10 protein-coding genes and 1 pseudogene are annotated in these 15,043 nt (G+C 70.3%); 2 read left to right on the top strand and 9 right to left on the bottom strand.

The genetic code is table 11. From position 1 onward, the window contains the following. Window positions 1-444 (bottom strand): annotated as a pseudogene (locus tag I0Q12_RS00105) (hypothetical protein); the annotation flags it as partial. Window positions 445-508: 64 nt separating this feature from the next. On the opposite strand from I0Q12_RS00105, the gene I0Q12_RS00100 reads away from it, so the two are divergent. After that, the gene (locus I0Q12_RS00100; protein ID WP_197250019.1) at window positions 509-1,789 is read left to right on the top strand and encodes an aminodeoxychorismate synthase component I; all 1,281 of its coding nucleotides are present in this window, start codon (window positions 509-511) and stop codon (window positions 1,787-1,789) included. Here I0Q12_RS00100 and I0Q12_RS00095 read toward each other — a convergent pair. The 4 genes from I0Q12_RS00095 to rsmI all read right to left on the bottom strand — a co-directional run bounded on the left by I0Q12_RS00095 (window position 1,731) and on the right by rsmI (window position 9,169). Continuing rightward, on the bottom strand, window positions 1,731-5,705 hold the full coding sequence (locus I0Q12_RS00095; protein ID WP_197250018.1) for a WD40 repeat domain-containing protein: 3,975 nt from the start codon (window positions 5,703-5,705) through the stop codon (window positions 1,731-1,733). The genes I0Q12_RS00100 and I0Q12_RS00095 overlap by 59 nt on opposite strands. Window positions 5,706-6,169: 464 nt before the next feature. Further along, window positions 6,170-6,625, bottom strand: a complete 456-nt coding sequence (locus I0Q12_RS00090) for an SPW repeat protein (RefSeq protein ID WP_197250017.1) — start codon at window positions 6,623-6,625, stop codon at window positions 6,170-6,172. Between the two features lie 215 nt (window positions 6,626-6,840). Continuing rightward, window positions 6,841-8,298, bottom strand: coding sequence for a D-serine/D-alanine/glycine transporter (gene cycA / locus I0Q12_RS00085; protein WP_197250016.1), 1,458 nt, complete (start codon window positions 8,296-8,298; stop codon window positions 6,841-6,843). Between the two features lie 22 nt (window positions 8,299-8,320). Further along, window positions 8,321-9,169 carry a 16S rRNA (cytidine(1402)-2'-O)-methyltransferase gene (gene rsmI, locus I0Q12_RS00080; RefSeq protein WP_197250015.1) on the bottom strand — a complete coding sequence of 283 codons (849 nt, stop codon included), beginning with the start codon at window positions 9,167-9,169 and terminating at the stop codon, window positions 8,321-8,323. A gap of 23 nt (window positions 9,170-9,192) precedes the next feature. Between rsmI and I0Q12_RS00075 the strand changes: the two genes are divergently transcribed. After that, window positions 9,193-10,746: a dolichyl-phosphate-mannose--protein mannosyltransferase gene (locus I0Q12_RS00075; RefSeq protein WP_197250014.1), complete on the top strand. Its 1,554-nt coding sequence runs from the start codon at window positions 9,193-9,195 to the stop codon at window positions 10,744-10,746. A 36-nt stretch (window positions 10,747-10,782) separates the two neighbouring features. Here I0Q12_RS00075 and I0Q12_RS00070 read toward each other — a convergent pair whose 3' ends face one another. From I0Q12_RS00070 to I0Q12_RS00055, 4 genes are read right to left on the bottom strand one after another with little or no spacing between them, the layout of a single operon-like run. Next, window positions 10,783-11,604 carry a hypothetical protein gene (locus tag I0Q12_RS00070; protein ID WP_197250013.1) on the bottom strand — a complete coding sequence of 274 codons (822 nt, stop codon included), beginning with the start codon at window positions 11,602-11,604 and terminating at the stop codon, window positions 10,783-10,785. Between the two features lie 60 nt (window positions 11,605-11,664). Beyond that, complete coding sequence (locus tag I0Q12_RS00065) at window positions 11,665-12,969, bottom strand: class I SAM-dependent methyltransferase (RefSeq protein WP_374068474.1); 1,305 nt, start codon at window positions 12,967-12,969, stop codon at window positions 11,665-11,667. 45 nt (window positions 12,970-13,014) lie between these two features. After that, window positions 13,015-13,527, bottom strand: coding sequence for a class I SAM-dependent methyltransferase (locus I0Q12_RS00060; RefSeq protein ID WP_197250011.1), 513 nt, complete (start codon window positions 13,525-13,527; stop codon window positions 13,015-13,017). Next, a complete protein-coding gene (locus I0Q12_RS00055) occupies window positions 13,524-15,017 on the bottom strand; it encodes a BCCT family transporter (protein ID WP_307845960.1) in 1,494 nt (497 codons plus the stop codon). Before I0Q12_RS00055 ends, I0Q12_RS00060 begins: the two co-directional genes overlap by 4 nt. Between the last annotated feature and the right edge of the window lie 26 nt (window positions 15,018-15,043).

Below are 15,043 nucleotides of genomic sequence, written 5' to 3'. Positions count from 1 at the left end.
GTCGACGATGGTGGCGGTCTCGAGCCGCCGCGATGCGACGGGCACCACCGCGGCGACCGGCAGCGCCTCGACCGCCGGATCGGTGACGTACCGCCCACCCGTGGTCGTCCAGTCGGCGAGCTCGGCGTGCGGGATCCGCCGGTTGCCGTCCGGGAACACCAGTTCCGCTGTGCCCTCCGGGTTCTCGGCGTCGGCCGGCACGAACCGGATGGACACGGCGGTGGCGTTCTCCACGTCGTCCACCGTGATGCCGTCGCGGCCGATCAACGCGTTGACCAGCATGCTCTTTCCCCGTTTGATCTCGCCGACCACCACGACCGATCGCGTACGCCCTTCGCCCGACAGCTTGCGTTCGGCACGGTCGGCAAGTGCGTTGCGGCCGTAGGCCCGCAGCACCTTGCCGGCCCCGGTCACAAGGTCGGCCACCCCCGATTCAGCAGACACGGATCACGACCCTACCGAGTCCCGCGGTTTCGGCAGCGGTGCGTACCCGTGGAAAGCTGGGACCATGCGGATGGAGCGACTGGGCGACGGAGGCAGCCCCGCACGAGTGCTCCGAGCGCTCGGCGTCCGCGCCCGCGACCTCGGAATCGCCCCGCCCGCTGCGCTGACCGGCTTGTGGTTCGGCGCCGCCGCCGTGATCGCGCCCAGTCTCGCCACCTCCCCCGCCCCGGTCCGGGGCACCTTCACCCGGGCGGATCGGACGACCGGTCGGATCGCCCGGGAAGACGGGCCGCTGATCGGGGGCGGATGGATCGGTTATCTCGCGTATCCGGACCGGGTCCCGAGGACCCCGGCACTGCCGGTCGCGGCGGGCGGGTGGACCGACGTCGTGCTGCGGCTCGACGACTCCGGCTGCTGGTGGTACGAAACGCTGACGGACGAGCCGTGCCCACCGGATCTGGCCGCCGCCGTGCACGATCCGGATCCTACGGTGCCGGACTGGCGGATCGACTGGACCCCACCGGACCGGGCGACGCACCGGCACGGCGTCGAACAGTGCCTCGACGCGATCCGGGCCGGGGAGGTGTACCAGGCGTGCGTGTGCACCCGCTTCACCGGCACCTGGTCAGGGAACCCGCTCGCGTTCTTCGCCGACGCCGTCGAGACCACCCGTCCGAATCGGGCCGCCTACCTGCAAGGACCGTGGGGCGCGGTGGCGTCCCTGTCACCCGAACTGTTCCTGGCCTGCCACGGCGACCGCGTCGAGTCCTCCCCCATCAAGGGCACGCTCCCGTTGCACCGCGACCCCGCCGACCTACGAGCCTCCGTCAAGGACGTCGCCGAGAACGTGATGATCGTCGACCTGGTGCGCAACGACCTCGGCCGGGTCGCCGAGACCGGCACCGTCACCGTCACCGACCTGCTCGGCGTGCATCCGGCACCCGGCGTGTGGCATCTGGTGTCGACCGTCGCTGCGACTCTCGGGCCGGACGTCACCGCCGACGCGCTGCTCGACGCCGCTTTCCCGCCCGCGTCGGTCACCGGATGCCCCAAGCTCCGGGCACGAGACCTGCTGCAGGACTGGGAAGAGCTGCCCCGCGGCGTGTACTGCGGCACCGTCGGCATGGCGAGTCCCGTCGCCGGGCTCGAACTGAACGTCGCCATCCGCACCGTCGAATTCGCCGGGAACGAGTGCGCGCTCGGCGTCGGCGGCGGCATCACCATCGATTCCGATCCGGACGCCGAATGGCAGGAATGCCTCGACAAGGCCGCGAGCATCCTGCAGCTCAGTCCCCGCACACGTCCAGTCCCCCGGGCAGCTCGAACTGCAGGAACACTGCGCTGATCTCTCCGGTGGTCGACGAACAGATGCGGTCGGTGATCTCGTCCGCGTCGAGACCCCACGTCCGGATCACGCCGTCGCCACCCGCCGCGGCGACCGTGCCGTCCGGCAGGAACCGCACCTGCCAGCGGCCGACGCCGGTGTCGGTGATCGGACCGCCCATCGCGTGCATCGCCCGCGGAGCCGCCACGTCCCACAACCGGACGGTGCCGTCGTCGCTGCCGCTGGCCACCACGCCACCGCCGGGTGCCACCGACACCGAATAGACGGTCCCGGTGTGTCCCCGCAGCGGTGTGCTCCGCGCGGTGAAACCGCCGTCGTCGCCGCGGTCCCAGATGATCACCGTGTGGTCGTCGCCGCCGGTCGCCAGCACCGAACCGTCCGCACCGAACGCCACGCCGTTGACACCGGCCGTGTGCCCACCGGTCACCGGCACCGCGACCGGCCGGTCCGGGTCCGCGATGTCCCACGCGTAGATCTCTCCGTCCGCGCTCGCGACGACGAGGCTGCGGCCGTCCGGGCTCACCGCGGCGCTGCGCACGAGGTTCGTCGGACCGGTCAACGGAGCGCCGCGCGGCACCGGACGCACCGGATCGGTCACATTCCACAGGGTCACCGACTGGTCGTCCGCGCCGGTTACCAGCGTCCTGCCGTCCGGGGTGAACGCCAGCTCCGAAGTGAACCGGGTACCGAGCCGGACGGGTTCGCCGAGCGGCCGCGGGCGTTCCGGGTCGGCCACGTCCCACAGGCGGACACTGCCCCCGGAGGTGGGAGCGGTCGCCAGGATCGTCCCGGCCGGTGACAATGCGACGACGTTCGCGCCGCCGAGCGGACGCGGCAGGTCGATCGCCGTGGCCTGGCTCCAGCGGCCGCCGTCGTCGATGCGCCACAGGTTCACCACCGAGTCGTAGCCCCCGGTCGCGGCGAGCCTGCCGGACCGGTCGACGGACGGCAGGGTCAGGGCGGCATCGGCGACACCGACGCGTTCGCGCGGCAACGTCCACATCCGGATCTTGGAATCCTGCCCGCCGGTGACGACGGTCCGGCCGTCGGGTGTCACGGTCAACACGGGCAATCCGCCGCCGTTGCCGGTCAGTCCCGGTTTCAGTTCGTCGACGATCCCGGCGACCGGGTCGACGGACCACAACTTCGCGGTGCCGTCCCACGACGCGGACGCGACCGTGCGCCCGTCGGGCAGGAACGTCACCCTCCACACGCCCCCGGTGTGCGCGCGGGTCGGGGCGCCCAGCAGTCGCGGCGCCGCGACGACGGTGGTGTCGAACAGGTGGAGCATGCCGTCGTCGCTGCTCACGACAAGTCTCGTGCCGGTGGGGTCGAAGTCCGCCGAGTGCGCGACGTCGCCGAACCCGGTGAGCGGCGCTCCGATCGGAGTGGGGTCGGTCGGGTCGCTGACGTCCCACAGCCGCACGCTGCGGTCGTCGCTGGTGGTCGCGAGGACCGAGCCGTCGGTCCGGAAGACCGCGGTGCGCACGGCGCCGTCGTGGGCGTTCAGCACGGTCACCGGGAAATCCGGGGTGGTCGTGTCGATGAGCGCGACGGTGCCGTCGTCGTACGGTACCGCCAGCAGCCGGCCGGTCGGCGAGTACCGCACGTTGTGCACGGCGAGGCCCTCGGGCCCGTGGTGTTCGAGCAGCAGGACCGGACGGGCGCGGTCGGTGACATCCCAGATCCACACGCTGCCGTCGCCACCACCGGCGGCGAGGCGCCGGCCGTCGGGACTGAACGACACCGACGCCATGTAGTCGGGCAGCGCGGTCAGCGGCTCCCCGATCGGTTTCGGGTCGGCGCGGTCGGACAGGTCCCACAACCGGACGGAACCGTCGTCGCTGGCCGAGGCGAGGGTGGCTCCGTCCGGTGAGACCGCCACCCCGTACACGGGTCCGGTGTGCCCGTCCAGGGTCCGCGCGAGCGGGGTCCCCTGGGTGGCGACGAGTCGGGAATAAGCGACATCGCTGTCGGGCTGCAGATGGGCCGCGACCAGCGACAGGTCCGCCGATGTCGTCGGATCGTCGTCGCGCATGGCGTCGGCGAGCGCGATGATCTGCTGGAACTCGGCGGCGCTGCGTTCCTCTTCGGCCCGGTTCTTCGCCGTCCACGCCAGCGTGCCCGTGACGAACGAGACGATCGTCGAGATCGCGAGACCGGCGAGAACCATCCGCCGCCACCGCGCGGCCCGTTCGATCTCCCGCCGGGAGGCGGCGAGGAAATCGACGGCGGTGGGGCTCAGGGCCGAGCCCACTTCCCCTCGGCCGTTGCCGACGCGGGTCAGCCGCGCGTCCTGCTCACGGACCAGATCCATGCGTCCGCGCTGGTAGAGCATGCTCTTGTTGCGTCCGGTCTCCACCCAGTTCGCGGCGTCCGCCTCGAGCTGCTGACGCAGTGCCGCCGACGAGCGGTCCTCCTGAATCCAGGACTTCAGGCGCGGCCACGCCTCGATCACGGCGTCGTGGATCAGCTCGGCATGTCCCGCATCGACGACGACCACGCGGGCGGACACGAAATGGTCGAGGACGCGGCTCGCGGTGGCGCGGTCGCCGAGAGCGAGCAGCTGGGCGAGCGGCCGGGCGATCTTCACGTCGGTGCCGGTGTTGGTGACGTACACCAGGTGCACCAGCATCTCCCGGGCCAGCTGCCTGCCTCGATCGTCGAGCTCCTCCCATGCGCGCTCGGCGCTCGCGGCGATCGAACCGCGCACCCCTCCGGTCGCGCGGTAGCCGGCGACGGTGAGGTTCCCGCCCCGGCGGCGATCCCACATGGTGTCGAGCAGGTGCGACAGCAACGGCAGTTCCGTGCCGCTGAGCTCACCCCCGGTGAGCACTCCGAGGTCGTTGAGGATGAGATCGGCCAGGCCGGATTCGAGTTTGACCCCGACGAGCTTGGCCGGTTCGGTGATCACCTCCTCGAGGTTCTCGCGGCGCAGCGGTCGCACCGTCTTGGTGCGGCGTTCGAGCGCGCGGGCCAGAACCGGATAGGACACCGCCTGCTCGTAGAAGTCCGAGCGCATCGTCGCCACGACGGTAGCCGGGGCGTCCTCGTGCTCGACGGTGGTCGAGGCCCGTTCGAGGACCCCGAGAAACTGGGAGCGTTCGTCGCGGTCGTCGCACTGGGTGAACAGTTCCTCGATCTGGTCGACGACGATCAGCAGCGACGAACACCCCATGCGGGTGGCCGCCGCCCGGATCGCCCGCTGGACGGCGACGGCGTCGGCACGCTGCGCGGCGGGGTCGGCGAGTTCGGGGATCGCCTCGGCGAGACGGCCGAGCGGGTGTCGCCCCGGGGTGAGCACGACGGGGCGCTGGTCACCGTCCCCGCACAGTTCCGGGATCAGCCCCGCCTGCACGAGCGACGACTTGCCGACGCCGGATGCCCCGGTCACGATCACCGGTCCGTGCCCGTGCGCCGCGACGGTGATGTCGGCGAGTGTGCGCACGCTCTCGGCGCGGCCGAAGAACAGCCACGCATCCTTCTCCCGGTACGCGGACAGTCCCCGGTACGGGCGCACTCCGGCCTGGGGCACCGGTGCAGGCTCGGGTGTTTCGGCCGTCCGGCCCGGTCCCGACGACGTTCCGCGGGCGCAGTCCCACCAGTTCTGCCACTGCTTCAGCGAGTAGAGGCCGGGGGTGGGCGGTTCGGGGTTCAGGGCGCGGGCCGCCCGGACGAGTGCGACGAGCACGGGACGCACGGTCTCGAAGCTGGCGGGCAGACGCTTCCCGGAACGCCAGTCGCTGAGCCGCTGCACGGACACCGTGCGGTCGCTGCCCATGGCCCGGGCGAGGGCCGCGGATTCCGTTTCTACCTTCTTCAGGGGCGGCCGGCCCGCGGCGGCGAAGAGCATGCGCAACTGGTCCGCGAAGAACTGCCGAGGGTCGGGTTCGTCGCGGCCGTCGTCCTCTGCCATCCGCTTCCGCACCTTCCGGTTCGTCGGAGATTCCCCTGGGATTCCAGGAAAACTCCGCTGCGGAAAATTTCCTCACCCACTGTGACCTGGGATGATATCCGTTCCGCAGGGTCCGGTAGTTGGTCGGGTCGCATTTCGGCGGAAGAGTGGTCACCGAAGCGAGAACGGTCTCGCTACCAGCGTGGCCCCACGCCGGTGGGAATTGAAGTTCGAGGGGTAGTTCCTGTCGGCGTGGGGAAGCGGTGGATCGGGTCCTGAGGGTGACCATGATCAGAATCGTCGACCGGATTTCCGGCTGGGTGCCCCCGTCGTTCGTCGTAGCAGGTACGGTCGCTGCGTCGGTGGTGCTGATACTCGCGCTCGCCTAGGCACACAGGGCTGCGCCACCCCGCCCGTTGCCGGGCGGGGTGCACACGAGGGTCTCGGAGCCGGTTCGGCTCCTTACACAGACCCGGGCATCCGGGTCAGCGCGTCGGTGTCATGCGACGCGAGCGCCCCATGAGATCGGTTCCCATCGCGGCGGTCGCGAGACCCAGCAGGCAGATCACGATGCCGCAGACGACGTTGGACCAGATCATCCCGGTGGTGGTGGTCACGCCGGCGACCACCCACGGGGAGACGATCAGCCAGACCCCGAGCAACGGTGCCACGAACGTCATCCCGTGGGTGCGGGCGAGCGCCGAGCCGAATGCGACTGCCAGCAGGGCGACGGCGAGGCCGGTGAACAGGTTGCTCATCGTCAGGTTCATCTCGCCGCTGAAGCCGACGATCCAGGCGGAGCACGCCGCGTAGAGACCGGCGATCATCAGCAGTCCGTCGGCCACCTGCGCCGGGGGCTGTTCGGCCGCCATGTCGTAGCGCGCGCGCATTTCGAGAATGTCCGGGTGGGTGCGCATCGCATCGTGTGCAGATGTCGACATCGTTCTCATCTCCCTGGCCGACGCACAGGACCGCGGCCTTGTGCGCCGTATCGGTCGTTGGACGGGGAAGATTGCTCAGCGATCAGGAGGATCGCGAAGGAAGCAGATCACCCATAGACGCCTCCGGAGTCCGTTGTGTGGTAATTCAATTCCACACCTCACTGCGCCCGAGCGAAAGGGGTACGCGGCCCCGCTCGGCGATGCGGCGGCGCCGCTCAGTCGCGCGCCGCGTGTTCGGCCGCGGCCTCGTCCTCCAGGTCCTTGCGGAACGCGGCGTACCGGGCCCGATGCTCCGGACGACGACGGATCAGCGCCCACGCGACCGCCAGCACCACGAACCAGATCGGGGTCACCATCAGCGCCTCGCGGGTGTCCGTCTCCTGGGTGAGCGCCCAGACGATGAACGCGAAGAAGGCGTAGACGACCCACACCATCGGCACACCGCCGGGCATCTTGAACGTCGACGCCGCGTGCAGGTCCGGACGGCGCTTCCGGTACCGCAGGTAGCTCGCCAGGATGATCGACCACACGAACATGAACAGCAGCGCCGAGATCGTCGTGACGAGGGTGAACGCCTCGATGACCGAGTCACCGGCGAACAGCAGCACGATCGCGGACAGCAGGAACATGCACGAGAACATCAGCGCGTTCGCCGGGACCCGGCGCCGGTTGAGTCTGCCCAGCGCCGCCGGCGCGTCACCCTCCTGCGCGAGCCCGTACACCATCCGCGACGTCGAGTAGATGCCCGAGTTCGCGGACGACGCCGCCGACGTGAGCACGACGAAGTTGATGACCGACGCGGCGATACCGAGGCCGGCGAGGGTGAACATCGCCACGAACGGGCTGCGACCGGCCTCGATCTCCCGCCACGGCGTCACCGCCATGATGACGACCAGCGCGGCGACATAGAACAACAGCACGCGGATCGGGATCGAGTTGATCGCCTTCGGGAGGTTCTTCTCCGGGTCCTTGGCCTCGGCGGCGGTGGTACCGACCAGCTCGATCCCGACGAACGCGAACACCGCGATCTGGAAACCGGCGACGAACCCCATCGGGCCGGTCGGGAAGAACCCGCCGTCGTTCCACAAGTTGTCGAAACCGGCGGTCGCACCGTTGGGGGCCGTGAAGCCGTCGATGATCATGACCAGGCCGACCACGATGAGACTGACGATCGCGACGATCTTGATGAGGGCGAACCAGAACTCGGTCTCGCCGAAGGCTCGCACGGTCGGCAGGTTCAGCAGCAGCAACGCCAGGATCGCCGCCAGGGCGGGAATCCACAGCGGCACGTCCGACCACCAATAACGCACGTAACCGGAGATCGCGACGATGTCGGCGATGCCGGTGACGATCCAGCAGAACCAGTACGTCCAGCCCGTGAAGAACCCGGCCCACGGCCCCAGCAGGTCGGCCGCGAAGTCCGCGAACGACTTGTAGTGCAGGTTCGACAGCAACAGCTCGCCCATCGCCCGCATGACGAAGAACAGCATGAACCCGATGATCATGTACACGAAGATCACCGACGGACCGGCCAGGGAGATCGTCTTGCCCGACCCCATGAACAGTCCGGTTCCGATGGCACCACCGATCGCGATGAGCTGGATGTGCCGGTTGGACAGCTGCCGCGAAAGATGCGGTTCGTCGGTCGACAGGGGTTCGGGTGGAGCACTCACTGCGACGAGTCTACGGACGGGTTCATTCCTGCCGTGAGGCGAGTACCGCGTCGTACAGCTCGCGCTTCGAGACACCGGCGGTCGCGGCCTGCCCGCACGCGTCCTTCAGGCGCATCCCGCTCGCCACGAGGCGTTCGACCTCCTCGACGAGATCGGCGGGGTCGGCGACCTGCTGCGATGCCCCTTCGAGCACCACGGTGATCTCGCCGCGGGCACCGTCGACGGCCCAGTCCGCGAGCTCGGCGAGCGTGCCGCGCCGCACCTCCTCGTAGGTCTTGGTCAGCTCCCGGCACACCGCGGCGCGGCGGTCGCCGCCCAGCACCGCGACCGCGTCGGCCAGGCACGCCGCCAGCCGGTGCGGCGCTTCGAAGAACACCACCGCGCGCGGTTCCGTCACGAGCGTCTGCAGCCAGGCGCGGCGCGGACCGGACTTGCGCGGCGGGAAACCGTCGAAGCAGAACCGTTCGACGGGCAGCCCCGACAGTGCGAGCGCCGTGGTCACCGCGGACGGGCCGGGCAGGCACGTGACGGGCAGATCCGCGGCGACGCACGCGGACACCAGCCGGTACCCGGGGTCGCTGACCGACGGCATGCCCGCGTCGGTGACCAGCAGCACGGTCAGTCCCGACTCGATGTCCGCGATCAGCGCCGGGGCGCGCGTGACTTCCACCTGGTCGTAGAAGCTGACGACGCGACCGGTGATGGTCACCCCGAGGGCCGCAGCGAGCGACCGGGTGCGGCGGGTGTCCTCGGCGGCGACGACGTCGGCCGTCGCGAGGGCTTCGCGGAGCCGGCTCGAGGCGTCGCCGATGTCACCCATCGGCGTGGCCGCCAGCACGAGCCGTCCTTGTCCCGGGTTCTCTGCCTGCATGCGTATCAGCCTACGATCGGACCGTGACCGTGACGGACGAGCGCCCCGCCGAGGCCCCCGACCGTCGCCTGCTGAGTCCCGGGCCGCTGGTGCCCCCGGTCGATCCGGGTCCCACCGACCGCGCCCGCGGCTGGGTGGTGACCCTGTTCGTCACCGCGCTCGCCGCGATCACCCGGTTCGCGATGCTCCACTACCCCACCGACGCGAAGACGCCGGTGTTCGACGAGAAGCACTACGTGCCGCAGGGCTGGCAGGTGCTCACCGGCGGCTGGATCGAGGACAACCCCGGCTACGGGCTGGTGGTGCATCCACCGGTCGGGAAACAGCTCATCGCGCTCGGCGAGGCCCTGTTCGGTTACAACGGGTGGGGCTGGCGGTTCTCGTCGGCGGTCGCCGGCACGATCCTGGTGCTGCTGGTGGTGCGCATCGTGCGGCGGCTGACCCGGTCGACACTGCTCGGCGCGCTCGCCGGGGTGCTGCTCGTCGTCGACGGGGTCACGTTCGTCTCGTCCCGGATGGGGATGCTCGACGTCTTCCAGGCGATGTTCGTCGTCGGTGCGTTCGGTTGCCTGATCGTGGACCGCGACGACGTGCGTGCCCGCATGGCGCGGGTGGCCGCGGAGGACCGCATCGGGGTCAGTACCTGGGGTCCGCGGCTCGGGGTCCGCTGGTGGCGGTTCGGCGCGGGTGTGCTGCTGGGCCTGGCCGTCGGCACCAAGTGGTCCGGGGTCTATTTCATCGCGTTCTTCGGGTTGATGTCGGTGGCGTTCGACGTCGCCGCGCGCCGCGCCTACGGGGTGCGGCGGCCGTGGGTGGGCACCGCGCTGCGCGATATCGGTCCGGCGCTGTACGCGCTGGTGCTGATCCCACTGGGTGTGTATCTGGCGAGCTACTGGGCGTGGTTCGCCAGTGAAACGGGGGTGGACCGGCACGCGGTGGGCACGAAGATCGGCACCGACGGCCCGTTCTCGTTCGTGCCGGATTCGCTGCGGTCGCTGTGGTACTACAGCGCGAACGTGCTCGAGTTCCACTCCGGACTGACCAATTCGGCGGGCAACCACCATCCGTGGGAGTCGAAGCCGTGGACGTGGCCGATGGGCCTGCGGCCGATGCTGTACTACTTCGCCGAGGGCGACCGCATCCGCGGGTGCGGCGAGGAACAATGCGTCAAGGCCGTGATGCTGATCGGCACGCCCGCCCTGTGGTGGGTGTCGCTGGCGATGGTCGCGTGGGGGCTGTGGCAGATCGTGGTGCGACGCGACTGGCGGTGGGCGGCCGTGCTCACCGGCTACGGCGCGGCACTGCTGCCCTGGTTCGCGACCCTCGACCGGCAGATGTACTACTTCTATGCGGTGCCGTTGGCGCCGTTCCTGGTGATGGGCGTGGCGCTCGTGCTCGGGGACGTGCTCGGCCCGGCCCGGGCGTCGCGGGAAAGACGCTCGACGGGTCTGCTCGTCGTGTGCCTGTACGTGGGTCTGGTGGTCGCGAACTTCGTGTGGTTGTGGCCGATCCTGACGGCGCTGCCGATCACGGTTGCCGAGTGGCACGACCAGCTGTGGCTGCCGAGCTGGCGCTGACCGCGCCCGGTACCGGTCCGCCCGATACCGGTTTGCTCAGTACCAGTCGTCGAACAACGCCGTGTCCGGTGTGCCGGGCCGGCGATCGTCCTCGGTGTAGTGGACGCCCCCGAAGTTCGTGGCGACCCGCCGGGCCACCGCAGGCATGAGCCGGCGCATCGCATCGATCCGCTCCTCCAGGTGGGCCGGGTCGAACGGCGCCGCCGGGATCTCCCCGGTCCCGACCAGCCGGTCCTCGACGACCAGCGCGCGCACGCCCGGCCCGCCGCGCAACCCGTCGACCCAGTGCGCGGCGCCGGTCCGATCGGCGATCCGGTGCAGCAGCGGGATCCACACCCGCACCGCGGGAACGGTGCGGTCGACGATCACGAAGATCACCTGCGAGTCGAGCACCAGCACGAAGTCGCCGTCGGCGTCGATGCTGGCGGGCCGGCCCAGCACGTGGGCGAGCGCGTCGCCCACGCGGCCGCGCAGCTCGTCGTACCATTGCCCGCCGTCGACACCCGGATACGGCCCGACCTGCACGAACGCCGGCTCGACGACGTCCCACCGGTCGCGCAGCACGCCCACCACCCAGGACGCGACGGCATCGGGGTCGCCGATCGTCGACGGCGTGTCGGGCGGGCACTGTCGCGGCGCGGACGACCCGCACTCCCACGGCGGGGCGAGCATGCGGGCGCCGACCCCGAGACCGGGGCGGTTCTCGATCCGCACCCCCGCGGCCGGTGTCAGCGCCGTGTCCGCGCGTAGCTCCAGACCGTCGCCGAGGGGCAGTTCGGCGATGCTCCTGGCCATCTGGGTCCGGAATCTGGCCCAGGCGAGCTCGACCGATTCGTCGAAGTGGCCGATGTCGTTCACGAACATCTCCTCTCGCAGTGAAACCGCGGGCAGCGTCACGGTACTGCGAGGGTCCGACAATCAGGTGGCGGCGCGCGTGCCGCGGAGCCACCGATCGCGGGTACGAGGCATCCCGCTGGCGCCGTCCGCGGTGGGACGCACCGCGAGGACCTGATGGACGGTGAGCCGGTTCGGTGCTTCGAACCCGAGGGCGCTCGCCGTCAGGTACAGCAGCCAGGTGCGGGCCCGTTCCTCACCGGCCAGCCGCACCGCCTCGTCCCACGATCCGAGCAGGTTCGACACCCAGGCGCGCAGGGTCAGCGCATAGTGTTCGCGCAGCGATTCGCTGTCGCGCACCTCGATTCCGGCTCGTTCGAAGGCGTCGATCGTCCTGCTGAGCGGCAGCACCTCGCCGTCCGGGAAGATGTAGTGGTCGATGAACGACGGGGCACGACCGGGCTTGTCCGGCAACGACCGCACCCGCGCGATCGCGTGGTTGAGCAACCGGCCGCCGGGCCGCAGCAGGGCGTGCAGCTCCGCGGCGTACAGCGGCAGGTTCACCAGCCCCACGTGCTCGGACATGCCGACGCTCGCGATCGCGTCGAAGGGACCGTCGTCGATGTCGCGGTAGTCCTGCAACCGGATCTCGATCCGATCGGACAATCCGGCCTCGGCGATCCGTTTCGTCGCCAGGTCGCGCTGTTCGCGGCTGACCGTCACCCCGACCACGTCGACTCCGTAGTCGCGGGCGGCGTGCATCGCCAGCGAACCCCAGCCACAGCCGACGTCGAGCAGCCGCATCCCCGGAGCAAGTCCCAGCTTGCGGCACACCAGATCGCACTTGTCGCGCTGTGCGGTGTCCAGCCGGGCGTCGTCGTCCACCCAGTAGCCGCACGAATAGACCATGGTCGAGCCGAGGAACAGCCGGTAGAAGTCGTTGCCGACGTCGTAGTGGTGCGACACCACGAGCGAGTCGCGGTCGCGGCTGTGCCGGATCCCCCGGCGGCGGCGGATCTCGACGGCGGGTGGTCGCGGCGGCGGCCCGACCGCGCCGAGCCGCACAAGAGTCGCCGCGGCACGCGCGAGGGTGCGGGGGCGCAGGCCGGCGAGCCGATGGTCCCCGATCCGGTCGACCACTTCCGGGATGCCTAGCAGGGGGAACAGATCGTCGACGTCGAGATCACCGGAGATGTAGGCGCGGGTCAGGCCGAGTTCGTTGGGCGCCCACAGCATGCGACGCAGGGCGCGACGGCGGTTCACGACGACACGCGCGGCCGCGTCGGGCGGGCCGGCCTCGGACCCGTCCCAGCAGCGGACACGGACGGGTAGGTCGACACCGATCAGGGCTTCGAAGGCCGACAAGAGCCGGGGTGCTGCCGACTTCATGATCATCACTGTCGCGCACCGGCCACGGCGGCGCACGGTGAACGATCAACCTTTCTCGACCGACTCCGGCGGCGCCGCAAGGACCCCCACGGTCCGGCCCCGCTCGACCATGTCGACGATCGCGAATCCCGCCTCCGACAGCAGGGCGCTGATCCGCATCGAGATCGGTCCGGTCGCGGTGCCCGGCGGGGGTTCGTCGAACACCCACAGTTCACCGCCGGGGCGCAGCAGCGCGGCCGCTGCGGCGGGCACGGCCGGGTCGCCGGAACGGAAAGCGGGCACATCGATCGCGAAGATCAGGTCGAACGGACCGCCATCGACGTCCGGGAACCGGGCCACCCGCAACTCGACCCCGGCCGCCGCCTCGTTGCGCCGACGCGCGCGGTCGATCTGCGTCGCCGAACCGTCCACCCCGAGGATCGTGCCGTCGGGGCCGATGCGCTCGTGCACCAGCGACACGGCCACTCCTCCCCCGCATCCGATCTCGAGCACCCGCATGCCGGGACGCGGGGCCATCGCCTCGACCGCGAACGCGATACGGTCCGGGACGGCGGTCATCCGGTGCGCCGCAGCGTCGGCCGGCGCCCGCCGAGGAGCGGATCTCGCGACAGGTCACGGTAGAGGGAGATGCACAACCCGACCATGACGACCACGAACGGTGCCGCGGCGATGATCGTCATGGTCTGGAGAGCACCGAGCGCTTCCGACCCGCCGGTCCACAGCAGTAGCGCGGCCACCCCGCCGGTGAGCGCGCCCCAGAACACGACGATCCATCGGCCGGGCGAGAGCGTCCCGCGTTGGGTGAGGGTGCCCATCACCATCGACGCGGCATCGGCACCCGAGACGAAGAAGATCGCGACGAGCAGCATCACGACGAACGTCGACACCCCGACGAGCGGCAGGTTGCCGAGCATCCCGAACAACTGCCCCTCGAGGCTGCCTGCGCCGGCGATGTCGTGGCCGTCCTGCTGCTGGCCGATGGCCGCCCCGCCGAACACCGCGAACCACAACAGGCTCACGATGCTGGGCACGATGATGACACCGACGACGAACTGGCGGATGGTCCGGCCCCGGCTGATGCGGGCCAGGAACATGCCGACGAACGGGGTCCACGAGATCCACCACGCCCAGTAGAAGATCGTCCACGACGAAAGCCATTCGCCCGCTTCGGCGCTCGAGGCGGCAGTGCGTGCGGACATGCGAGCCAGGTCCGAGGCGTAGGCGCCGAGGGTCGTCGGGATCAGGTTGAGGATCAGCACCGTCGGCCCCAGCACGAACACGAACAGCGCGAGGCTCAGCGCCAGCACCATGTTGATGTTCGACAGCCACTGGATGCCCTTGGCGACGCCGGACACCGCCGAGGCGATGAACGCGCACGTCAGGATCGCGACGATCGCGACGAGCAGCAGGACGCCGGTCTCCTCCATCCAGCCCGTGACCTCGAATCCGGAACCGATCTGCAGGGCTCCGAGCCCGAGCGAGGCGGCGGTGCCGAACAACGTCGCGTACAGCGCGAGGATGTCGATGACCTTGCCGAGCGGGCCCTCCGCGCGGCTGCCGAGCAGCGGCACGAACGCCGAGCTGATCAGCTGCTTCCGGCCTTTGCGGTAGGTGCCGTACGCGATCGACAGACCCACGACCGCGTAGATCGACCACGGGTGCAGACTCCAGTGGAACATGGTCGTGGCCATCGCCGGTCCGGCGCCACCGGCGCTGCGGGGCGGCGGCGTCACGAAGTGCGAGAGCGGTTCGGCGACCCCGTAGAACATCAGGCCGATGCCCATGCCGGCGCTGAACATCATCGCGATCCAGCTCACCGTGCGGAACTCGGGCTTCTCGCCGTCCTTGCCGAGCGGAATCGTCCCGTACCTGCTCATCGCGAGCCACAGCGCGAAGATCACGAATCCGCTGGCGGTGAGGACGAACAGCCAGCCGAGGTCCACGACGAGCCAGTCCAGTACCCGGCCGGTCACCGTGTTCAGGTTCTCGGGGGCGGTCAGGCCCCACACGACGATCGCGACGACCAGGGCCGCGGCGACACCGAACACGACGCGGTCCGTCGAGGGTCGCCGGT

Origin of the sequence: Rhodococcus sp. CX, assembly GCF_015865005.1 — a bacterium.
GTDB lineage: Bacteria > Actinomycetota > Actinomycetes > Mycobacteriales > Mycobacteriaceae > Rhodococcus.
The sequence above is the reverse complement of the archived record's forward strand: the minus strand, read 5'-3'. Positions and strand labels throughout refer to the sequence as shown.